This window comes from Pseudoalteromonas sp. T1lg24, from assembly GCF_002964745.1.
GTDB lineage: Bacteria > Pseudomonadota > Gammaproteobacteria > Enterobacterales > Alteromonadaceae > Pseudoalteromonas > Pseudoalteromonas spongiae.
The window spans coordinates 19403-42295 of sequence record NZ_PQCB01000033.1 but is presented as its reverse complement, the minus strand read 5'-3'; the positions used below and the strand labels follow the sequence as shown (position 1 = coordinate 42295).

General features: G+C 40.2%; 18 protein-coding genes. 8 read left to right on the top strand and 10 right to left on the bottom strand.

What is annotated here, in order from left to right; all coding sequences use genetic code 11:
- The 3 genes from C2M30_RS12475 to C2M30_RS12465 all read left to right on the top strand — a co-directional run bounded on the left by C2M30_RS12475 (position 1) and on the right by C2M30_RS12465 (position 5107).
- A complete protein-coding gene (locus tag C2M30_RS12475) occupies positions 1-936 on the top strand; it encodes a calcium-binding protein (protein WP_105171837.1) in 936 nt (311 codons plus the stop codon).
- 69 nt (positions 937-1005) lie between these two features.
- Positions 1006-2388: a DUF2271 domain-containing protein gene (locus C2M30_RS12470; protein ID WP_158683407.1), complete on the top strand. Its 1383-nt coding sequence runs from the start codon at positions 1006-1008 to the stop codon at positions 2386-2388.
- A 352-nt stretch (positions 2389-2740) separates the two neighbouring features.
- Positions 2741-5107, top strand: coding sequence for a TonB-dependent hemoglobin/transferrin/lactoferrin family receptor (locus tag C2M30_RS12465; RefSeq protein ID WP_158683405.1), 2367 nt, complete (start codon positions 2741-2743; stop codon positions 5105-5107).
- Positions 5108-5188: 81 nt separating this feature from the next.
- Here the strand turns inward: C2M30_RS12465 and C2M30_RS12460 are convergent, their stop codons facing one another.
- From C2M30_RS12460 to C2M30_RS12430, 7 genes are all read right to left on the bottom strand, one after another.
- Positions 5189-6466 carry a S41 family peptidase gene (locus tag C2M30_RS12460; RefSeq protein ID WP_105171834.1) on the bottom strand — a complete coding sequence of 426 codons (1278 nt, stop codon included), beginning with the start codon at positions 6464-6466 and terminating at the stop codon, positions 5189-5191.
- Positions 6467-6533: 67 nt separating this feature from the next.
- Positions 6534-7232: a hypothetical protein gene (locus C2M30_RS12455; RefSeq protein WP_105171833.1), complete on the bottom strand. Its 699-nt coding sequence runs from the start codon at positions 7230-7232 to the stop codon at positions 6534-6536.
- 170 nt (positions 7233-7402) lie between these two features.
- The gene (locus C2M30_RS12450) at positions 7403-9214 is read right to left on the bottom strand and encodes a sensor histidine kinase (protein WP_105171832.1); all 1812 of its coding nucleotides are present in this window, start codon (positions 9212-9214) and stop codon (positions 7403-7405) included.
- 100 nt (positions 9215-9314) lie between these two features.
- A complete protein-coding gene (locus C2M30_RS12445; RefSeq protein ID WP_105171831.1) occupies positions 9315-9533 on the bottom strand; it encodes a hypothetical protein in 219 nt (72 codons plus the stop codon).
- Positions 9527-10192: an HDOD domain-containing protein gene (locus C2M30_RS12440; RefSeq protein WP_105171830.1), complete on the bottom strand. Its 666-nt coding sequence runs from the start codon at positions 10190-10192 to the stop codon at positions 9527-9529. Before C2M30_RS12440 ends, C2M30_RS12445 begins: the two co-directional genes overlap by 7 nt.
- Before the next feature lie 250 nt (positions 10193-10442).
- Positions 10443-11066 carry a peroxiredoxin-like family protein gene (locus tag C2M30_RS12435; RefSeq protein WP_105171829.1) on the bottom strand — a complete coding sequence of 208 codons (624 nt, stop codon included), beginning with the start codon at positions 11064-11066 and terminating at the stop codon, positions 10443-10445.
- Positions 11067-11182: 116 nt separating this feature from the next.
- The gene (locus C2M30_RS12430) at positions 11183-12226 is read right to left on the bottom strand and encodes an alkene reductase (RefSeq protein ID WP_105171828.1); all 1044 of its coding nucleotides are present in this window, start codon (positions 12224-12226) and stop codon (positions 11183-11185) included.
- Between the two features lie 126 nt (positions 12227-12352).
- Here C2M30_RS12430 and C2M30_RS12425 point away from each other — a divergent pair, with 126 nt between their 5' ends.
- A complete protein-coding gene (locus tag C2M30_RS12425) occupies positions 12353-12934 on the top strand; it encodes a TetR/AcrR family transcriptional regulator (protein ID WP_105171827.1) in 582 nt (193 codons plus the stop codon).
- Positions 12935-13231: 297 nt separating this feature from the next.
- Here the strand turns inward: C2M30_RS12425 and cspE are convergent, their stop codons facing one another.
- A complete protein-coding gene (cspE, locus tag C2M30_RS12420; protein ID WP_054979221.1) occupies positions 13232-13444 on the bottom strand; it encodes a transcription antiterminator/RNA stability regulator CspE in 213 nt (70 codons plus the stop codon).
- Between the two features lie 451 nt (positions 13445-13895).
- Between cspE and kynA the strand changes: the two genes are divergently transcribed.
- From kynA to C2M30_RS12405, 3 genes are all read left to right on the top strand, one after another.
- Complete coding sequence (kynA, locus tag C2M30_RS12415) at positions 13896-14741, top strand: tryptophan 2,3-dioxygenase (RefSeq protein ID WP_105171826.1); 846 nt, start codon at positions 13896-13898, stop codon at positions 14739-14741.
- A gap of 14 nt (positions 14742-14755) precedes the next feature.
- Positions 14756-15937, top strand: coding sequence for a kynureninase (locus tag C2M30_RS12410; protein WP_105171825.1), 1182 nt, complete (start codon positions 14756-14758; stop codon positions 15935-15937).
- A gap of 410 nt (positions 15938-16347) precedes the next feature.
- Entirely contained in the window at positions 16348-17832 is a 1485-nt protein-coding gene (locus C2M30_RS12405) for a DUF3360 family protein (protein WP_105171824.1), read from the top strand.
- Positions 17833-17841: 9 nt separating this feature from the next.
- Here the strand turns inward: C2M30_RS12405 and C2M30_RS12400 are convergent, their stop codons facing one another.
- A complete protein-coding gene (locus C2M30_RS12400; protein ID WP_234004787.1) occupies positions 17842-18843 on the bottom strand; it encodes a helix-turn-helix domain-containing protein in 1002 nt (333 codons plus the stop codon).
- Between the two features lie 10 nt (positions 18844-18853).
- Positions 18854-19669 (bottom strand): GGDEF domain-containing protein, encoded by an 816-nt coding sequence (locus C2M30_RS12395; protein WP_158683403.1) that lies wholly within the window; start codon positions 19667-19669, stop codon positions 18854-18856.
- A 403-nt stretch (positions 19670-20072) separates the two neighbouring features.
- Between C2M30_RS12395 and C2M30_RS12390 the strand changes: the two genes are divergently transcribed.
- Positions 20073-22862, top strand: a complete 2790-nt coding sequence (locus tag C2M30_RS12390) for a TonB-dependent receptor (protein ID WP_105171821.1) — start codon at positions 20073-20075, stop codon at positions 22860-22862.
- Positions 22863-22893 lie beyond the last annotated feature (31 nt).

Genomic DNA, 22893 nt, shown 5'->3' with positions numbered 1-22893 from the left:
ATGAAAGGTCCAATTAAAACCTTATCGGCCATTGCTGTGATTGCAGCAATTAACAGTTTTTCAGTTGTAGCAGCAGAAAAATCCCATTTTAGCTATAGCTGGATTGATACTTGGGATACAGATAACAACCAACAGGTCACGATTGAAGAGTTTTTTAAAGCGCGCAAAGTTCGCTTTGACCTTGCCGATGAAAATAAAGACGGTCTAGTGAACTTAGATGAATACCGTAACGAATACGAAAATCGTCTCGATAAAAAAATTGCACAAGAACGTAAGCAAAGCGTAAAGCAAACAAAAATGCGCTTTAACGCAATGGATAAAAACGACGACGACATAATGTCGAAAGACGAATACATGGATGTTGCAAAGCGTGGTTTTGATTTTTTTGATACGGATAAAAACGGCATGATCACCGATGAAGATCCGAAACCAGAATACAAACCGCGTAAAAAAGCTAAGCAAAAAAGCGAAGAAGAAATTAAAAAACAACAACGCGAGCGCAAAATAGCCAGTGCGAAACGTGTTGTAAAAATGCCAACAACGCATAATAAAAAGGGCATGGTTGCGATCTACGACGCTAATGGCAATGGCAGTGTGTCTTGGCAAGAGTACATGGCAGTGCGTGAAGAAATGTTCGCAAGAACAGATGAAAACGGTGACGGCCAACTGGTATTTGACGAATATTTAGCCGAATTTGAAAACCGACTTGATACGCAAATTGCAAAAGCCCGTGAAAAACGCGTAGCACGTACCGATAAACGCTTTGCAATCCTTGATGTAGACAGCAATGGTATGACATTTGAGGAGTTTCAATTGTCAGGTGTGCGCAGTTTTGTACGTTATGACAAAAACAAAGACGGCAAAGTAGAGTTTGACGAAAAGGCTAACACACAAGTAGCTAACCGCGATGCCAAAAAACAAGACAGTAAACTGTAACGGTTGCGGGTCAAAAATTCCAAACATTCAGGGGGAGTAATCCCCCTTTAAATTTAAAAAAGGTAAATGATGCGTTTTGTGGTTTTAATCGCAGCACTTGTGTGCGGATTTAACGCAGTGGCAAAACAGTACGCCACAACGGCCTATTTAGGCACATCTGTTCAGTTTACTATAGAGAATGTATCAGCGACTGAGCAAGACCAAGCGTTTGAGCTAGTTAAACAAGCGTTAACACGCTTGGACACGATTTTATCGCGCTATAACAACAGTAGTTCCCTGTCGATTTTAAATCGTGAGAAACAACTAAAAAATGCACCTGTTGAGCTTATCGACGTACTCAAGTTATGTCAGCAATGGCAAGTAAGTACCACTAACCACTTTAGTTGTCGACTAGGCAGTGTTTTACCAATTTGGCAACAGGCTGAACAAACGCAAACTATGCCATCTCGCATTGAGGTAAGACGCGAGGCCCGTTCGTTACGCGATAAAACAATCTTAATTAATGGGTCACACATCACCCTTGATGAGGAGCTAACCCTTGATGTTAATGGTATCGCGAAAGGGTTTATCATAGATAAAGTGTATGACTTACTTGTTGCCCGTTATAGTGAAAGCCGCTTTAAAATTGATATTGGCGGCGATGGTCGTCATTACGGCGCGTGGCCAATCGCATTTACAAACCCAAATGTTAAGAACGCAACGCAGGTGATGTTAACTAATTTGGAAAATCACGCATATGCAGCAAGTGGCCTTGCGTTTCGTCATTTTCAAATTAAGCACAATATGTTTAGCCATATTTTTGCCCCCCGCGATGGCTGGCCCATTAAAAAGCCTATCGGTGCTGCGGTAATTGCAAAAACAACTGCAAATGCCGATGCCATTGCAACCGCGTTAACCACAATGAATGGTGTAAATGCCATTGATTGGCTTAATAAGCATGACGTATCAGGCGTATTATTTCTACCTGACGGACGCGTTGTTTATTCAAAAACATGGCAAAAACGCGATGTATCAAAACACAAGGCAAAGCTGACATTTGATTACACGTTACCTGAATTTGATATTGCCGATTACCGCAAACCTTATGTTGCGATATGGCTATCAGATACAAAAGGGAATCCAATAAAACAAATGGCTATTCTTGGTGATAGTGAAAGATGGTGGCAGCAAAGCAGGCGTTGGTGGCGAAAAGTAGGGCGCAAGGAAAATAGCGTTTTTCCGCACCTTGCCCATGCAACGCGAAAGCCAGGGCAACACAGTATTAGCTGGTTTGGCGAGGACGATTTTGGCCAAATTGTCACTGAAAATGAATTGATATTGCATATTGAAGTTAGCCGAGAGCATGGTGATACCAGTTATCAAAAGTTGCCATTTAATCTCACGAAACAAGCCACAATAACTAAAGATGGCAAAGGGGAAATAGGGCAACTTAGCCTGACGATTACGCCGTAAAACTCAAGAATGGAAGAAATAGGCAATACAGATCAACACGCTCTAGCGTAAATTACATAAAAACGGCATACGGATTTGCCGCTTACTTTCTCAAAATACTCACTTCACTTTGATGCTGTTTAGCTCAAGTTACTTAAGTTTTATGTGCCATCTTGCTTTAACGACAAATCACTACACTTCTTTTTAAGGTTAGTTTAGACATATCAATTGGTTATCGATTTTGCTGAGCTGGATTTAGCGCGATTAAGTATATTGCGAAAAAAAGTATAATTTACCTTGCATTAAAAACGCGAATCATTATCATTACGACCTGAGTGCGATGACTATGAATTTTAAATGTGAGGATACTCTTTTGCGCTTTACTCTATCTAAGCTAAGCACCGCAATTTCATTTGCATCAGTTGTTTCAATCGCGGGCGCAAGCCCATATGCGTTGGCAAATACGCAGGTCACAACGCTAGAAAAAACAAAATTATCTGCCAACAAGCGCGTTGAATCTAAGTCACAAACGGAGCTCGACAGCGTGTCAGTTTCGTCAAACCTAATGCAGGATATTAATGATGTCGCTGACTACATTCCAGGTGTAGACGTTGCAAGCATGGGCCGTTTTGGTAATAACGGTTTTAATATTCGCGGTATGGAAGGCGATCGTATTGCGATTACGGTTGATGGCTTAACCCAAGGTGAAACATTAGATCCCCCTTCATTTGCGCCTTATGAGTATTTTCGAGCGAGTCGTAACTCCACTGAAATTGAGCATATGAAAGCTATTCAAATTGTTAAAGGTGCAAACTCAGTAACCAGTGGTTCAGGTTCGCTTGGTGGTGCAGTGATGTTTACTACCATGAGTGCATCTGATTTACTTGACGGTGATGAAAATCAAACCCGTGGTTATTTCAAGTTTGGTTATGATGAGCGCGATGAACAAGCGCAAGGCACAATTGCAGTGGCTAACAAGTTTGGTGGGCTAGAAACACTACTAATGTACACAAAACGCCAGGGCAGTGAATCAAGTAACCACTCTGGAAACCCAGATACAACGGGTGCATCGCGAGAAAAACCAGATCCACTCGATTTTAACAGCGACGCACTGTTATTTAAAACCCAGTATCAGTTTAACGACGTTCATGAACTAGGCTTTGTTGTTGAAAATGACGATAACCTTTCGCAAGTAGAAAACCTATCGCGCGTTTCAAGCAGTATTCAACGTCGTTTTTCTGATGATGAACAAAATCGCGCCCGTTACGGTGTATTTTATTATTTAACGCTAGATACCATCGCATTTGATGAGCTGGAGGTACGTTTTGATTATCAAGATATTTTCACCTCTGGTGTAACGAATATGCACTACGCGGCGTGTCTTGAATACTCGCCGAGTTACCAATGCTTAGCGCTAGGAGAAGCGTATTTACGTCAAGAGCAGCGTGAACTTACACAACAGACTTCGACCCTTGCATTTGATTTTTCAAAGCAACTTGTTACCGGGCAAATGCGCCACGATATTGTTTACGGTACAAGCTTTGAAACGCGTGAACTTGAAAATAATATGTGGGATCACCGTTACAATGGGCTGACAACTGATTCAGGTTATCAACAATTAAGACGCCCTCTTGCTGATGGCACAACCCATTATCCAATAAAAGATGCTAATTTTATTCCTCAAACAGACGTTGCGATTTGGAATGCGTACTTACGCGATAGCGTAACTGTAACAGACGCGTTAACGTTAGCTGCAGGATTGCGATATGACGATTACAGCTATCAGCCAGAGTTCGACCAGTATTTCACAAATGATCAAGGCCTTGTCAAAGACGTTGATATGAATGCATTTACTTGGCAGCTTTCAGCAAACTACGAAATAACACCAAATCACTCAGTGATTGTTGACCTTGGCACAGGTTTTAGAGCGCCATCTGTTGAGCAAGTTTATTATGGCTCACGCGGTGCAACGGTTGACGATTGGCAACTTGTACCAAACTATGATTTAAAACCTGAATCGGCATTTAATATGGAACTCGGTTATCAATGGCAAAATGATAACGGCCGAGTACGTGTGTCGGTATTTGACAGTGAGTACACAGATTTTATTGATAATGTTACTTATACCCGCGATTTAGCGACACCAACAACAAAGCGCGTGTACGACCCATCATGTGGTTGTTACAAGCAAATGGAGGTCACTACAGATGACTATCAACGACCTGAAAACATCGGTGAAGCAAGTGTTCAAGGTGTTGAGTTAGATGCGCTTTATCGTTTTAATAATGGTTTAGAGCTGCGCGCTGCTTACACCCATTCTGAAGGTGAATATGACAATGGCGACCCAATGTTAACTGTTTCGCCAGACTCGGCAGTTGTCAGTATTGGTTATGATTCACAGTCACTATGGCGTGTTATGGCGCAAGTTCGTCACCAAGCTGAGAAAAAGGCAACTGATGCATACACCACAAATGCACAAGGTGAGCAGGTTCAAGCGACCGATTTCCTAAGTGATACATCGACCGTAGTTGATTTAATCGCTAATTTCGATATAACAGATAACATGGTGATTAATATCGCGGCACGTAACTTATTCGATGAAGAGTACTACAACTGGCAGCGCATTCGTTTTGTTTCAGAAGGTTCAGGCGGTTTTAGAGGCGGTGTTTCTAACGACGGCATTAAACGTTACTCAGAGCCGGGTAGAAGTGTTTCTGCGAACATTAACGTTAGATTTTAAACGTTAATCAATCATAAATTTCCCGTTGGTTTAATAACAAAGCCTGCACTGTATGCAGGCTTTTTTATTTATATTCAGCCGTTACATACTGGTAGAGTGTTGTAAGTACTCAATAGCCTTGTTTAGGGCTGGATCAGCACCTTGATGATCTCTATCTGTTGGGATAACTAATATATGTGGTTCAAAATCTTCTCTAAAGGTGCCATTTACATGATATAAACGCTCAAATGCCATTTCTAGCCAGGCATCACTTTGTTCTAAAGTCACTGTTTTAATGCCACCGAGTAAATCGGCCATGGGAGCGCCAATCACCGTTTGTGCGCCAAGAGCGTCAAATCCAATAGTCATACCTTCACCCATACTGCCGGTCCAACGACCAGCAAGCACAATAAATGGTTTTGCATAGTGCGGTTTAGTTGGCGTAACAAACGCTGTTTGCATTGGTGCTTTTTGATACGCCATGTTAAGCGTTTGCGTGCGGTAGGTTTGATACGGTGTTTTTGCACTAACAAAGTGACCCAGAATAGGCTCTGCAATGCCAGTATTGCCGCCACTTGGCGTATTACGCAAATCAATAATCAGTGCGCGTGTATGCTTAAGTGCGTTAATGGCTTTTTTAAACGAGGCCGCCGTTTGGTTGTTACCAAGGGAGTTATTAAAGCGAATATAGCCAAGACCATCTAAATTACGATAGCTTAATGTCGGACCATCGTTGAGCGCATTAATCGCATCATAACTGGCGGCAAGCGTAATGGTTTGTTGAGTCCCTTTGCTGCTTGTAAAGGTAATCACTCGCGTTTGTTTACGAAGGCCCCCAAGTACAACATTTACCCCGTACTCAATTTGTTGTGGTGATAAGGTTTCAAACCCTTGACCAAATAAGCTGGCGACAAGAGGCTTTATTAGCTGGTTATCCATTTTGATAATTGTCGAACCTAATGTGAGAGCACTTTTATCTGCGGCTGAACCAGCTTTGATATCTTGCACAATAAATTGGTCGTTCTGATAAATAGCACGGATATCTGAGCCGGTTGGAAACACACTAAAATCGTCTTTATCGTAGGGACCAAGGTTTAAATGCGGGTCGGAAAAGGCACGCATAAGCTGCTGGCTAATGTCATTAAACTCAGCCTTGTTTTTAGCCTTCAACGCTTTACTTTTAAACTGGTTCAATACTGTATTTGCATTGTTTAACCTATCAAAATAGGCGTATTGCTTTGTCAGTACGTGTTCAACCTCTTGCCATGCGCTTGTTGCATTAAACGCTATGGCAGCGTTTATATTAAACGTAGCAAGCGTTAAAATCGGCAAGCTCAGGCAAAGTGGTGTAATTAACTTAGTTTTTAGTGATGAAAGCATGTATCGGTAAACCTTTGTTATTGTTTTATTTGTTGTGTCGTTGATTACAAATTGTAGAGAGCGCGAGCTAGTTAAGCGAAGTAGTAATGTGCTGCTCTGAGACACCGTAGTAACTGGCTAGCAATAAACATTTTTGTTCGATGTAATCGGGTGTTAGGTCAAAATCGGCACGCTGTTTTTTAAATCGCTTTAATGCAGAATTTAAGTTGTCGCTGTTTAAGGTGATTTGGCTACGCTCTATTTCACACAGCGCAATAAACGCAGTGAGTTCATGATTTGGTAACACTGTACCTTGAATGTTTAAATGCAGGTAACACTCCAGCGGCGTTAATCCATTAGATTCACGTTGGCTCAATGCTTTTGGTAAAAACACATTACTTTCGAATAATAGGAGTGAGCGAACATAAGTAAAGGGCACGTTTGTGTGTTCACCGCGGGCAACAAATAGGTAATGTAAGACATTGCGCTTCATTGTATCTTGCAGTGAAAAGTTTGCCATTTTCTGCAATAACGGCGTAAAAAACGATAACGCTTGGTTATTTTTAAGTTGCGATACTAACGGAGTGGGCATCGGGCGTTCGCCGTTTAGTGTGACGCTTAAACGTTGAAAATAATCAAAAGACTCTACGCTTTTATTGGCCTGCAAGTTTAAAAACAGCATTATGTGTGCTTGACTCTGAGGCGTTTGCGTTAAATAAAACGAGGTGATTTCTTTTATATTGCCTGTTTTAAGCAAGCCTATGAAATGGCTAACAACTTGATCCATAATGTAATTCAATTAACTTTATTCGCGTTTACATTAACACAGAATACAGAGCGTGTTGACCTTTGCTGTCTATTTCTGCAGCGTATGGCTTAGTGAAAATAGTAACCGTTTATGTATTTTCGCTAGATGATAACCACGATACATGCTGTAAAACTAAATCAACACGCTTATTACTCATCAAACTGAAGATTGTAATCAACTTCATCAAAATGCAGGTAAATACATACGCCTTCACCTTCGATACTCTGAAATTCGATTTCACCTTTAAGGCGTTGCGTGACCAAGTTGTACACAATACTCAGCCCCAAACCGGTTCCGCCTTTTGCGCGTTTTGTTGTCACAAAGGGTTCGAAAATTTTGTCGAGTAATGATTCTTTTACACCTGCACCGTCATCCATGTAACGGAAATGCAGTGTTGCCCCCACCATTTTTGCCACGATATTAATGTTTAAGGTTTTATTTGGCTCACTGCCGTGACGTAAACTGTTAACAATAAGAATTGTAAAAATCTGATTAAACGCACCTAAATAGCTTTTAATAACCAGCCCATTTGTCGCTTCGACGCTAACGTTAACATCGTATTTATCAAGTTCGTGTTTTAGGCTATCAAACAGGTTATTTAAAAATGTTTCGACATTAAATTCGACTAATTCATCGTATTCTTGATGGGACGCAACTTGCTTAAAGTTGTTAATTAAATTAGCTGAACGGTTTAAATTTGACTCCATCAAACTTAAACAATTTTCCGCATCCAAGATCATTTGTTCAAGGGTGTTTTTTTGCAATGTGCCTTGGTTAAAGGAGTGTTTTAGTTGCTCTACTTGATCTCGTAAATGGGACTCGCTGGTAATAGCAATGCCAAGCGGTGTATTTAATTCATGGGCAAAGCCTTTTACCATAGTACCAAGACTTGCCATTTTCGCGTCTTCAATTAAGCGCTTTTGCGCCAAACTTAATCGATTAATTAGTTCCTCAATATGGGCAAGTAGGTTATCAATATTTTTAGCCAGATCGGTTACTTCATCATCACCGCGTATATTACTACGCATTGAAAAGGTATCAGATTGGGAAATTGAACTGATAAATGCATTTAGCTTAAATAATCCGTAACCAATGCGTCGGTTAATTAAGAATGAGCTTAATAAGCTAAATGTTAAAAATACAAATGTAACGCTGAATGTGATGAACAACACTTGATTACTAGCGTCTTTTGCGCGCTCGTTTAATAGTAAAGATAGGTTTGTAAAACGCTCATTGATAACTTGTGACAGCACTTTATTTTTACCGGCAACACCTAGGGTTGACGACTGGCCCATGGTGTCTAGTAGTGCCGTATATTGGGTAAAGTTGTAATCATAGTCTTTCAAATTATAAATTAACTGGGTTTTTAACTCGCTGTTATGGGTTTGTAGATACACCTTTATTTGCACTAATGTTTGTTTATGTAGTTCTAAGTACTTTTTATCCCAGCGTAACAAGTAGTCTTTTTCTCGGCGTCTTAATTCTAATATCATTATCTCGAGTGTTTGGTCGTTAATTTTCTGACTAACGGCTTGAATTGCATGAATGGATTTTCGAAAGCTACCACGAATACCTTGATCTTCATTAAAACCAAGTTGTTTTTGAATGGCGATTTGCTTGTTGAGATTTTGTTCAAACTGGCGCATTGCTTCTTGAATTTGCGTAAGCAGTCGCGCTGCAATTTCGATGTCTGCCACTTGTTTAAATAACGCAAAATGCAGTTGTGAATAATCGTCAAACTGCTCTTTTGACCATTCCAGCATTTGCTCGTCTTTATCAAGGGAAAACTCTTGTTGTAAATTAACGGTGTCAGACAATACTTGTTTAAAGTCGGTTAGCGATTGCGTAATACGGTAGTGATTAGCGACTTTTTGATAAATTATGGCGCCACACGTGAGCACCACAATAAAACTGATTAACAAAGCGACTTGCGAGCTTATAAAGGCTGTTTTTAATTTCATATTTGGCTGCCTGATCCATTTTTATAAAGTGTAGGTCAAAATATTTAGCTGTAAACGCTTGAACTTATGTTAGTTTCAAAGGTTAAATTTGGTGCGCCAGTTAAATGGCAAGTAAACGGTACTTTTCTTCAGCAAGCGATATGGCAGTTGGCAGCTGGTTTAACAACTGTGCAAAATTAGCGTGCTGGTTTTGCCAACTAAATAGAATCTCATTGCTCGCAATTAACTCATTCAATACATCAAGCTCAAGTGCCTGATGCTTGCAATAAACTTGGGTCGTTAAATCACAAAACTGCACACGGCGGATTGTCTCTAACAAAGGATAAACTGTTTAAATTTATCGGGCAAGTTATCGTGGTGATGGAAATAAATAATCTCGGGAATTGGACTTGGGATATGCCATGTTTTACAAATTTTCGCGCCATTAAACGCATGTTGACGCTGTAAATAGGCAATACGGTGCTTTTCATAAGGCTTTGGTAAATACCAAGTTAATTCGTCGAGTGAATCAAAGTACTTGGCATACAGTTTGTGGTTTAATGTGATGTCTATATCATGTAATAAACCAACTAAGTAAGCCATATCAGCGGTGATCACGCTGCGTAACAGTACGTCATAGGTGGTTTTTAGTAATTCCGCTGAGATTAACGATTGACGCCACAATTGTTTTTCAAATTGACTGGTGGGCACGAATACCTTGGTTAGCGCCACTAAGTTTATTAAGTTAAATACCTCTTTTGTGCCCATGCGCACAATCGCATCTTTAATACTGCGAATGGGTTTAATAGCGGCTTGTTTAGCGGTATTGCTTAGTTGAATTATTTTGAGGGCAAGGGGCGGATCGCGCTCTGCAAGTTTTTCAATTTTATTGAAGTAATCTTTATCATCAAGCGGAATGCTCAACAATTCGACCAATATTGTCGGTAATATTGGCAAATCGGATACCTGTTCTTGTGGTGATGCTTGGCGTGTTGCCATTCACAGACCTTAAGATAAAAGTCATTTCAATTTGCCAATAAGTATAGTTAACCAAAACTCGAGATAACAAATTACATCATAAAAGTAATGTTTACTTACTCAGATGTTTGGGGATTTTAATAAGCTTACGATTGATAAGCACAATTGCCTTTTAACCTAATAACTTATTAAGTACTAAATCTGAGTATTTAGCTAACTAAAATTGCTTAACGTGAATCTAGCTTCATGAAGCTATTAATAGGCTGGTTGCTTACTTATAAACTTCAGCCACTTTAAGTAAAACATCCTCATGTAACCTAACTTTAAAATTAGGGTTTACGTAATTAAACTGTACTAACCCTTTTTCATCAATCACGTAAATAGCGGGTACAGGTAATACTAATCGAGGTTCACCGGCTTTGTTACGCTTTAGCGGGTTGGTTAAATTAAGGCGTTTAACATAGCGCTGAGTTGTTTTGGCGTCAGTAAAAAATGCAATACCAAAGGCTTTGCTGATCTCGCTGTTATAGTCAGATAATAAATCGTATTGCAGTGACATTGTTTCAACGCTTTTGCTTAGGTCTTTCGGTGCGTCAGTAGAAATGCCAACGAGTTTAAAGCCAAGTTGCTTTAGTTTTGGCTCAATCTTTTTAAGTTGCCCCATTTGGGTATTACAAAACGGGCACCAGCCTCCACGATAGAAAAATAAAATCGCTTTATCGCCATTTAGATACTCTTTTAGTGATGTGGTTTTACCGTTTATTTGAGTAACGTCAACGTCAGGGATAACCTGTCCGTTCAATAAAGGGGTAACTTCATCACTCGATTCAGCAATTGGCTTTGCACTTAGTAAAAATGGAACAATAAGCACAAGGCAAAGTAAAAAACGTTTCATATTTTGGGTCCTAGTTATTACGTTACTTACTTGACCCGACAAGTACTTATTTAATTTCAAATGCTTTTAAAAAGATAAAAAAGGCGCTAAGTTAGCACCTTTTTTAGTGATATAAATTAAACCAGCTCCTGCAGCATCTCTTCGCTGTATGGGGTAAGTTCTTCACCATTTTTTATGCGTTCAACGTAATTTGGGTTGGCAATAAATGGACGACCAATGGCAAGCAAGTCAAAACGCCCCTGATTAATTGCCAACTCACCCGATTGGGCACTAAACCCACCGTTACCCACTAATGTATGCGGATAATTTTCGCGCACATAGTCAGATACGCGACCATCTAGGTACTCGAAGCGTTGCTCATCATCAAAAATACCAATGTGTAAATAAGCTAGTTCGCGCTCTAAAAGTGCATCTAGCAAATAGTCAAATACTGCGCGGTCGTCTGAATGGGGTTCAAGATTAAAATAAGCTCCTGGTGAAATACGAAGCGCTGTACGTTTAGCGCCAATTCGCTCTGAAATAGCGTCTACCACAAGCAGAGCAAAGCGTGACATGTTTTCTGGCGAGCCACCAAATTCATCAGTACGATGATTGCTATTGTAATGTAAAAATTGGTCGATTAAATAACCATTTGCGCCGTGAATTTCAACACCATCGAAACCTGCATCTATGGCATTGCTTGCCGCTTGCGCATAGTCTTTTACTAATTGCTCAATTTGCGCAACAGTAACAGGGGTCGGCTCAATATATTCAAGTTCACGCATCCGTGGCACAGTACCTTCAACTTTTAACGCACTTGGCGCTAATACATTGTTGCCATTAAAAAAGTGAGGGTGAGCAACACGACCTGTGTGCCAAAGTTGTGCAAAAATTTTGCCGCCGTTGTTATGTACTGCCTTTGTAACGCGTTGCCAACCTTGGATTTGTTCCGCGGTGAATAACCCCGGTGTATTTGGATAACCTTGGCCGTCGGCGCGAATAATAGTCGCTTCTGAAATAATCAGGCCCGCCTGTGCGCGTTTTGCGTAATATGTTGCCATTTGCTCTGTAGGTACGAGGTTTTCATCAGCCATACAGCGTGTTAATGGCGCCATTAAAATGCGGTTTTGTAATGTGATTTCAGCGTTTAACGCAACTTCATCAAAAAGTGATTTAGCCATGTGTTTATGTCTCGTTAATTTGAATGCTTATTCAAGTTAGCTTTATTTGAATGTTCATTCAAGTACTTTTTTGAACAAATATTCAAATTAAGTTATATTGGCAAACTATTGATTAAGAGGTCCGCTATGAGAAGTGCTGAATTTGATCGTGAAACGGTTTTGCGATCTGCGATGAATGCGTTTATGCATAAGGGATACAACAAAACCAGCATGCAAGATCTAAAGGCCGCAACGGGCTTGCATCCGGGTTCAATCTATTGCGCTTTTGAAAATAAAAAAGGGTTACTGCTTGCAGCAATTGGTCAGTATAACCAAGACAGCACTGCATTTTTTAACGCCTTCTTTGAAAAAACGCCATCGCCTTTAGCAGGTTTAAGTGCGTATCTTAACCATATTGTTGAGCAATGTTTAAGTTGCGAACCTGAAGCGTCGTGTTTATTACAAAAAGCACTTAATGAATTGGCGGAACAAGATTCTGACGTGCAAACGCTGGTTACAGAGCAACTTCATCGTTGGCAAGCAGGGTTAGAAGCAATCATTGAAAAAGGCATTCTCGCGGGTGAAATTGTTGGTTTGCGTGATGCAAAGTGCAGGGCACGTTCGTTGGTGATGAGTATTTATGGCTTGCGTACGTATGGTTACACACATCCAGAGCCAGATGAGTTAAAAGCATTAGCAAAACAGGTGATTAACGATATTTCTGTGTAGTTATTTGCGTTCAATAATAGGCTTTAATAGCGAAATTAAACTAGCTGGAAATTAATAAACGAGCACTTAATTACTGCGGCAATGAACCCGATTGAAAGGTGCTTGTTTAAACTTAATGTTTACATGCGTACGTGAGGCTTTCTATAAACTAGGCAGAACTTACCCAAAGCAAAAATTTAATTTGCTCAAGTATTGTGACTAGTATGAGTTGTATTAGGCTTGGCTTTACTGAGTGAATATAAAAAACAGACACAAAAAAAGCGAGTTAATAACTCGCTTTTTTCTTGTAGTGACTAATTAAAGTACTACAACGTTCGCAGCTTGAAGACCTTTTTGACCGTCTTCAACTTCGAAAGAAACCGCTTGACCTTCAGCAAGAGTTTTGAAACCTTCTGACTGGATTGCACGGAAATGTACGAATACGTCTTTGCCGCCGTCGTTTTGTGAAATAAAGCCAAAACCTTTTGACTCGTCAAACCATTTTACAACGCCATCTACTTTGTTAGACATGTTTTTAACCTTTTTTAAAAGTGTATATTTTGGTGATTATCACCGTCGGGCTTAATTTATATTTCAGCTAATATCGCATCTAGCATCTGGTACAACTTTTAAAAAGGAGTAACGAAGGAACAACGCAGTAATAGGGATTGATCTATGTTTTAAGCGCTTTGAATATTAGTCCTTTAAGGGTGTTTTGTCTAGTAAAATTGGCATTTAATAGGTCGGATTAGTTAATAAAGGCGCGATTTTGCTGCGCTTTACACAGGTGTTAAGCAAAAAGTACACATTTTAATAGCACGGTATTAGGCAAACACTGACATATTTTATTCAACATGTTTTAATTACGTGCGTCTCTAAGATATGCTTTTGGGTTATATATCATCGCATATGTTAGGCGTAATCAAACACATGTATAAAATAGCGCCGTATAACGCATAATAATAATTTTTGGAGCTTAGCTATGTCGTGCCCACATCATAACTTTCGTGAACTAGAAAAAGACATTCACACCGACTTTAAAGACGACATGTCGTATGGTGATTACCTTCAGTTGTCACAAATCCTTACCGCGCAAAAGCCACTATCAAATCAGCATGATGAAATGCTGTTTATTGTGATTCACCAATCGAGTGAACTTTGGTTAAAGCTGGCAGGGCATGAACTAAGTGCCGCGATAGACAATTTAAACAATGGTGATTTTGGCCATGCGTTTAAAGTTATTTCGCGCGTAAAACAAATTTTTAATCAGTTAACTCAATCGTGGAATATTTTATCAACATTAACACCGGTTGATTATTTAAAGTTTCGCGATGCTCTTGGTCACTCGTCAGGTTTCCAATCGTATGGTTACCGCAAGCTTGAGTTTTTACTTGGCAACAAAAATCACAGCTTATTAAAAGTACATGAGAGTGATGAGCAAGTGCACACAGAATTATCTAATATTCTTAATGCGCCGAGCTTATACGATGTCACTTTATCCATTCTTGCCAAACAAGGGCTAGAAATTGATGAAAGCCATTTGCAGCGTGATAAAAGTCAACCGTATGAAAAAAATGAGTCCGTACTAAATGCATGGCTTGAAGTATATAAAGACGCTGACAAGTATTTTGAGCTTTACGAACTTGCTGAAAAGCTAGTTGATATTGAAGACAGTTTCCAACAATGGCGCTTTAAACATATGTACACAGTACAGCGTATAATCGGGAACAAGTCGGGTACAGGTGGATCATCAGGCGTGGCGTTTTTGAAAAAAGCGTTGGATATTAGCTTTTTCCCTGAGTTATTTGAACTTAGAACTAAACTGTAATAGGAGTAAAAACAATGACAACTGCACACCAGTTACAAGAGTTTTATTCTGAGTTTGATGTGACCAATCGTATTCTTTTGTCAGGTCACTCGCATCAAGCGTGGCCTAATGCAGCAAAACAAGGATTACTTGATTGTTTTAACGATGCGGCAAAGCATATCGACGATAAATGGGGCGCGGCGTTTGAAAAGGCTGATAAAGTGCGTGACTTTTATCGAACTTTACTCGGAGAATCACACGGTGAAATTGCGCTAGGCCAATCCACTCATGAATTGATTTTACGTTTTTTATCTGACTTAAGCTGTTTTAAGCATAAAAAACAAACACCGATAAAAATCGTCACCACTAATGGTGAATTTCATTCAATGCGTCGCCAGTTAGATCGTCTAAAAGACGTCAATATTGACGTTAAGGTGATTGATACTCAACCGCAAGACACCTTGGCAGAGCGTTTAATCAACGCATTAGATAAAGACACAGATGCCGTGTTAGTTTCTGCAGTGTTTTTTGCATCCAGTCGTATTTTCCACCAAGTTGGCGATGTTGCGGTTGCTGCAAACACGTTAAACATACCGTGTTTAGTGGATGTGTATCACGCGCTTAATGTCATTCCATTTAGTTTAGCGAGTTGGCAACTTGAAACTGCTTTTATTGTTGGCGGTGGTTATAAGTATTGCCAAGCCGGTGAAGGGAACTGCTTTATGCGCATTCCAAAAGGGTATAATGGTAGCCCAATTATTACCGGTTGGTTTGCTGAATTTGAAAGCCTTGATCAAGCCCCTGGAAAAGTCGGGTATGGCAAAGGGCAAGGTGCATTTGCCGGTTCAACATATGATCCAACAAGTCATTACCGCGCTGCGGCTGTATTTGATTTTTTTAATGCGCAAGGATTGAGTGCAGAACGACTTGCTGACATTAATAAACAGCAAATAACACGCCTTTGGCAAGGCATTGAAAGTATGGCGTTAACCGCAGGCGTACTTACTTTGCCAGAGCATGGCATTGATAATAATGCAGGATTTTTGTCATTGACGACACCTGAGGCTGCAACTTGGGTGAAAAAGTTAGCTGAGCAGGGAATTCAAACCGATAGCCGTGGAAACCAATTACGTCTAGGGCCAGCACCTTATGTAACAGATGAACAGCTTGATAATGCACTTGATGTAATAGCAAATATCGCAAAAACAATGGTATAAACATGTGCTTCTAAGCAGTATTGCCGTCTTTTTTAGGAAAAGGCGGTAATGCACAACAGTTAGATTTGTGAGGTTGAATTACGTTTAAATCATGTCTCTAAATCCTGATTCTTCGATTAGTTAAATAGAATCTCAGGTAAAAACTCTAAACTTCCTTCTGACACGTTAGCCCTAAACACCTTATTAGACTAATAGCTAAAGGCTAATGTTGTTACACTAATTTAAATTAAAAATATACTAAGTTATTGATTTAAATCTACTAAATACAAGCTTAGATAATAACTGATTAAATTTAAAGCGAAAAAAGGCCGTTTTTCAAATAGCTACTCGACTTATGGCTAACTTTCATTACGCAACGACTCCGTTATGGTGTTTTCATAATAAAAATCTCATCTGTAGTAGGAGATGCAATGACAACACCAACAGACACCAATTACGATTTGCATAGCGCAAGTTATGAATCGCTTCACAAACCAAGTTCTGAATTCAACACGCGCGATGAGTATTTAGAGCATGAATTACAAATTATGCAGCCCAAACGATGGCGCCCTAATTTACCGTTTCGTGATTATCGTTTTGAATTAGAAGATACCATTCCAGCAATGGCAGGCACCATAGGCAAAGTGGTTATGGTAGGTGCAATTGCAGCGACGTTTGCTGGTCCATTAGGGTTAAGTGATAGCTTTATACTTGAAAACGTGCGCTACGAGTTATTACTGGTCTCACTATTTATTTTATTGTTTTCTGGTTTTTTATTACCTACTGCTAACCTTGCAGGTACCCATGGACCGCTTATTCCGCTTATTCCAATTGTAGTTGCTGCTGGCGGTCACCCAATGGCGTTTGGTTTGTTAATTGGCGCATTTGGTTTGCTGCTTGCGATTAGTAAGGGCGGCAGTGTGCTTGCGGGATTGACCAGTCGGGGCGTATGTGGGGGCTTGTTGCTTTACCTTGGTTTTATTGGCACAACGTCTCAGGTTAAAAAGCTATTTGCCTGGGCTGAAAGCATCAATATGGCGCATATAGCGTTTGTTATTATTTTCACCACGATTTTACTTTATGCGTTACTTGAACATTTTAAGAAGCGCTGGCTCGCTGTGCCGCTAAGTTGTTTGCTTGGTGGTGGCCTCGCCTTTATGTTAGGTGCGCCGTTTGAATTTAAAACAGGTCCAGGTTTACCAAATATGGATCCGATGTATTGGTGGGGTGAAAGCACCGGTTGGATGTTAGGCTTACCCACCTTAGAGAGCTTTATTGTAGTGCTACCATTTGCTGTGCTTGCAGTGGCTATGTGGTCTCCTGATTTCTTAGGTCATCAAGTTTTTCAGAAAATTAGTTACCCAGAGCGCACTGAAAAAGTACAAATGAACATTGATGATACTATGTTAAGTGCGTCGGCACGCCAAACATTCGGTTCAATTATGGGCGGTGCGAACTTTACGTCGTCTTGGGGCACATACATTGTACCTGCGGCTATTGCTAAGCGTCCTATTCCAGCAGGTGCCGTGTTAACTGCGCTATTTTGTATTATTGCTGGTATTTGGGGCTACCCAATGGACCTTGCTATTTGGCAACCTGTGCTATGTGTTGCACTCATTGTGGGTGTGTTTATTCCATTACTTGAAGCAGGCATGGAAATGACGCGCGAAGGTAAAACCACACAATCAGCAGCAATTGTCGTGTTCTCATCTGCGTTGGTTAACCCTGCATTTGGTTGGTCTTTAACCATGTTACTGGATAACTTAGGCCTGATTGGCTGTAAAGAACGTTCTAAAGAATTAACGTCAATGAACCGCTGGATTATTCCACTTATTATGTTTGTTGTGCTTACAGGTGTAATGGCATTGGTCGGGTTGTTACCGGGTCTTCCGGCAATTATGCCGAGCTTTCGATAATTAAAAGGGTTATTTCGCCAAACGTAACTGGTTTGGCGTTTTTCCCGTTAAACGCTTTAACAAGCGACGAAAATTGGTTAAATCATTGATTGCCAGTTTTTCGGAGATGGTTTGATTTGATGCAGAAGTTTGCATTAAGTGAAACAAGGTCACGTTTTTAAGTACCTGATCTTTCTCGTACTTAAAGCTGGTATTGTGTGCTTGTAATTTGCGTTTTAATGTTGCTGGACTCATTGATAAATGGGCTGCGGCAGTTTCTAATGTTGTATTTGGTTTACACGCAATGTGGCGCGCTAGAACGGAAAGTAAGCTGTTTAATTTTTGTTTTTTAGTCAGCTTATAAAATGCTTGGCGCCTTAATATAGTGCTGCTCTCTTTAGCTGGTATATTCAACTGTTCGCTCTTTATCGATATCAACAGCAATGGCTTATCAAATATCACAGGGTGTTTTATAAATGTGTGGTAATACTCAAGATGTTTAGGTGCTTTAAATGGCAATTGTATAGTGATATCAATTTCTGGAAAACGCCAATAAATAAAGTGGCACACAATACTTATTAACGTTTCATAAAAGAAACGTTCAACTCGCTCGGGGCAATGTTTAATTCCCACATCAATAACAAAATGCCGCTGTTGTTCGTTGTTAAATTCGCTAAATTTACATACCGGAAAAAACTCACTACTAAAGCACCTGAGCAGCTTGAATACATGGGTTAGATTGCGTGCGTTTACAATTGCGGTTTTTATATCAGAGTTGTATTGATTAAAAAACTGTTGACCAATTTGAAAGCTAAAATCGTTATGCGGCAATAAATTCAAACTATTGTGACAACAGACTGCTAACTGATCAAAACTAATGTTTATGTCGCTTTTTAACAGGTCGTAATAAGCCAACTTGCTGCCGTTTAGCACTTTACTGGTATCTACGCCTTGCTGCTGGCAAAGTTCAAGCAAAGGCAATAACAAAAGTGCACTTGGAATTACGTTATCGCTGCATTCAAAAAAGGTCACGTTTGCCAAACTATGCCACCTGCTTTTGTAGCGTTAAGGTGTGGTTTAATCGCATCAGCAAAGAGGTCACATCATCGCCACGCGTTACCTCGATACTTGACTGATGAATTGCGTTAAAAAGGGTTTTATTGTCAAAGTACAAGACGTGTTGCTTAACCATATTCGCAACGTGGGTGTTAATTACTTGGGCTTGATGCTGTTTAGTATTTGGCATCAGTACAATAAAGCGATCTCCAGCGTAACGGCAGGCTAAGTCGCTATCGCGAATGTTTACTTGAATTAAACTGGCAATATCATGTAATAGTTTATTGGCAGATAATCGGCCTTGTTCGCGCAAATAAAGATTAAACGATTTTATGTCGAACACACTTATACAAAATGGTGTGTTATGGGTATTGAAATGAACAAGCTCAGCGGCAATTTGCTTTTTCATATAACTTGCTGAATACAGTCCCGAAATCATATCGTAAAAACTGTGTTCTCGATAAAAACGCTCGCTTTTAATTAAACGATTATTAATTATTTGCTGTTCTTTATGCCAGTAGTAAAGGGCGAAACTCATCATCACGAGCCCAAGTACTGCGGGAATTGCCTCAAGCCGTGAAAACCACGCATACTCATTTTTGTAGCGAAAAAATTCATCGAGCAGGTCAAGTAACATGGAAAAATGCACCATGCTTATGCCAATGAATAACAGCGTGGTTAACTTTCCTTTCGGGCGGGTGTAAAGCGTAACAATTAACCAGCATAAGGTAATTACAGCAATACCGCCCTCACCAATAACATCGAGCCATTTAATGCTGGCAACGGGTTTTGCGTTACTCATGTGAATAAACGAACTGACCAAGAGTAGTAAGCAAGTGAAAAAGGCAAAGACCAAATGTTTGTGCAGCGTAAGGTTGGTGATTTTCATAATAATTGAACAGGCTTTTTGTTCATTTTCTTGGGTTTAAAGCTATATGAGTAGGGTTAGATTAGCTCATAAAAGGTATCAATTTTATGACAGAAATTGAGTCCTTACAGGGATAAAGGCATTTTAGGTTGATGCAAGGGGGTTAATTTAGCTCATAACACAGTAAACCAAGTGATTTTTAAGCCATATCAGTACTTAGTTGATTGTACTGCAATATTTTTTTCACATCTCCCAAGTAGGGTAGCGCTGTCTCAGCAACGAGCGCTAGACAACAGAATCTCTCGGCATATGCCTTAACCCCTGAAAGAGAATAATAATGGAAAGTAATAAACCGTCAGTTTTTAAGCGTACGCAACTTACTCTTGCTGTACTTGCTAGTTGTTTATCCTGCCAAGTAGCAGCGAATACCGTTTCTGGTCGCGTTAGCGATGCTAATCAAAAAGTGTATTTCGAAGGTGCTAAAGTCGAAATTCAAGAACTCAATAAAAGTGTTGTGACCGCGCGTGATGGTTCGTATTCGTTAACTAACTTGCCTGCGGGTGACTACACGTTAGTCATCTCGTACCTTGGTGCTTTGCCTAAAACAATCAGAGTAACAATTAACGAAAGTGGCATTGTAGAGAAAAATGTGCGCTTGTCGTCGGCTCAAACCGCAATAGAAGACATGATAGTAGTTGGCACCAGAGCGGGACAAGCCGGTGCTATTAACCGTCAGAAAAACGCATTAAGTATAAAATCGATTGTGAGTAGTGACTCTATTGGCCAATTGCCAGATCAAAACGCGGCAGAAGCACTGCAGCGTTTACCTGGTATGTTTATTCAACGCGACCAAGGTGAAGGGCGCTTTGTTGGTATACGTGGTATTGACCCGAATCTAAACAACGTAACGATTAACGGTGCTAACGTGCCATCGCCAGAAGCTGGCGTGCGAAGCGTAGCAATGGATGTGATCCCAAGCGAACTAGTGCAAAGTTTAGAAGTTAGCAAAACCGTGACACCTGATATGGACGCAAGTGCAGTAGGTGGTTCGATTGATGTTAAAAGCTTAAGTGCATTTGACCGAGAAGGGCAAAGCTACAGTGCCACGGTACAAGGGTCATACAATGAGCAAGTAAGTGAGAGCAGCCCAAAAATATCAGCAAGCTTTACTGACGTATATGAATTAGATAACGGCAATGAACTCGGTGTTGCAACTGCGATAAGTTGGTTTGAACGCAAGTTTGGCTCACACAATTCAGAAGTTGATGGTGGCTGGAATGAGATGGAAGTTGAAGGCCAATCAAGTGGTGACGACATAAACTTTTTCGGCGCTGAAGAGATTGAACAGCGCCATTATCTAGTAACCCGTGAACGCTTAGGCGCTGCACTTAACTTAGATTATAAAACAACGGGCAACTCTGAATATTACTTGCGTACTTTGTGGAGTGAATTCGCTGATGATGAATTCCGTTTACGCAATGAATATAAGTTTGATAAAGGTACTGTGCTTGAAGATAGCATCAGCGACAACTCAGCGACATTTGTTGACGCAGAAATGGACCGCGATACAAAAGACCGCTACGAGACACAGCAAATTCTGTCTATGGTGTTAGGCGGTAAAAATCACCTAAACGATTGGTTTGTTGAATACGATTTAGGGTATTCGAAATCAAATGAAAAAGAACCCGATCGCATTGATGCGGACTTTGCCGGCGAAGGCTTCATTTTAGGCTATAACACGACGAATGATGCACCTGATTTAGCTCATTCACCCAACGCACATGATTTACCAAACTTTGAGCTTGATGAAATTGTAAGTGAAAACAATGTGTCGGAAGATGAAGCGCTAAGTGTGAAGTTTGATGTCAGTAAAGATTTTGTCTGGCAAAACAATAATGCTGAGTTGAAATTTGGTGCAAAATACCAAACGCGGGAAAAATTTAACGATGTAAACGTGGTTGTTTTTGATGGCGGCTTTAACGATGCATTAGCGAGTCAATTTGCAGTGGGTGCACCAGATTATGATTTGGGCTCATTTGGACCAGGATTATCGCGCAGTGATATTGCACAATTTGTTAACGCTAATAAATCAAACTTTGATGTAAACGCCATTGATTCAAAAATTGATAGCTTTGGGCAAAGCTATACCAGTGATGAAGACATTCTAGCGGCATATGGCATGATCACGATGGATATCAATGCATGGCATATTGTTGCAGGTGTGCGTTATGAAGACACGTCATTTTCAACCGCAGGTAACCGTGTTGAATTAGTTGCTGATGACATTAATGACAGTGAATTTGTTGAAATTTCACCGTGGCAAGTAGATAAAGATTACAGCCATTTTTTACCTAGTTTAAATGTTAAGTATGACGTAAACGAAAAGCTTATTACACGTTTTGCCTATACCAATACCATTGCTCGTCCAACATTTGGCGACAGCGCTGCGTATCAATTAATTGAAACCGAAATTGTTGATGAAGATGGCGAAACAATCACTGAGCGTAAGGCTGAGGTGGGTAATCCGGATCTAGACCCGTACGAGTCACTTAACCTTGATGCATCAATTGAATATTACCCAGGCAATATTGGCGTAATGTCGGCGGGTTTATTCTACAAAGATATTGATAACTTTATTGTAATGGCCGAAGTGCAAGACAATGGTTCATGGAACGGCTTTGCAGAAGTAATGCAGCCAATCAATGGTGGCAGCGCGTCACTCACAGGTGTTGAATTAGCGTGGACCAAGAACTTTAAAAATGGTTTGATGTTTTCAGCCAACGGTACCTTTGTTGATGCTGATGATAAGTTGCCAAATCAATCTGATACCGTTGCTAACCTCATGTTTGGCTATGAAACCGCTAAAATTAGTGCACGTTTGAGCGCTAGTTACAAAAGCGAAGCGTATCAATATGAGCTAGGAGATAAAGGGGTTTACGAACAAGCTCATACCCAACTTGATTTAAGTACTAAATACTATATTAACCAACAAACTCAAGTGTACTTTAACGCTGTGAACATTACCGACGAGCCATATTACTTGTCGCACGGTAATGAGCGTTACAGCCTACAATATGAAACATACGGACGTTCGTTCGAACTCGGATTTACTTTTACATCTTTCTAAATGAGGTGCCGCTAGCCAATCGCTAGCGGCG

What these genes read in the sequence shown, in the direction of transcription:
- C2M30_RS12475 (WP_105171837.1), top strand. Translation starts at nt 1, where the DNA reads ATGAAAGGTCCAATTAAAACCTTATCGGCCATTGCTGTGATTGCAGCA.
- C2M30_RS12470 (WP_158683407.1), top strand. Translation starts at nt 1,006, where the DNA reads ATGCGTTTTGTGGTTTTAATCGCAGCACTTGTGTGCGGATTTAACGCA.
- C2M30_RS12460 (WP_105171834.1), bottom strand. Translation starts at nt 6,466, where the DNA reads ATGCTTTCATCACTAAAAACTAAGTTAATTACACCACTTTGCCTGAGC.
- C2M30_RS12455 (WP_105171833.1), bottom strand. Translation starts at nt 7,232, where the DNA reads ATGGATCAAGTTGTTAGCCATTTCATAGGCTTGCTTAAAACAGGCAAT.
- C2M30_RS12450 (WP_105171832.1), bottom strand. Translation starts at nt 9,214, where the DNA reads ATGAAATTAAAAACAGCCTTTATAAGCTCGCAAGTCGCTTTGTTAATC.
- C2M30_RS12440 (WP_105171830.1), bottom strand. Translation starts at nt 10,192, where the DNA reads ATGGCAACACGCCAAGCATCACCACAAGAACAGGTATCCGATTTGCCA.
- C2M30_RS12435 (WP_105171829.1), bottom strand. Translation starts at nt 11,066, where the DNA reads ATGAAACGTTTTTTACTTTGCCTTGTGCTTATTGTTCCATTTTTACTA.
- C2M30_RS12430 (WP_105171828.1), bottom strand. Translation starts at nt 12,226, where the DNA reads ATGGCTAAATCACTTTTTGATGAAGTTGCGTTAAACGCTGAAATCACA.
- C2M30_RS12425 (WP_105171827.1), top strand. Translation starts at nt 12,353, where the DNA reads ATGAGAAGTGCTGAATTTGATCGTGAAACGGTTTTGCGATCTGCGATG.
- cspE (WP_054979221.1), bottom strand. Translation starts at nt 13,444, where the DNA reads ATGTCTAACAAAGTAGATGGCGTTGTAAAATGGTTTGACGAGTCAAAA.
- kynA (WP_105171826.1), top strand. Translation starts at nt 13,896, where the DNA reads ATGTCGTGCCCACATCATAACTTTCGTGAACTAGAAAAAGACATTCAC.
- C2M30_RS12410 (WP_105171825.1), top strand. Translation starts at nt 14,756, where the DNA reads ATGACAACTGCACACCAGTTACAAGAGTTTTATTCTGAGTTTGATGTG.
- C2M30_RS12405 (WP_105171824.1), top strand. Translation starts at nt 16,348, where the DNA reads ATGACAACACCAACAGACACCAATTACGATTTGCATAGCGCAAGTTAT.
- C2M30_RS12395 (WP_158683403.1), bottom strand. Translation starts at nt 19,669, where the DNA reads ATGAGTAACGCAAAACCCGTTGCCAGCATTAAATGGCTCGATGTTATT.
- C2M30_RS12390 (WP_105171821.1), top strand. Translation starts at nt 20,073, where the DNA reads ATGGAAAGTAATAAACCGTCAGTTTTTAAGCGTACGCAACTTACTCTT.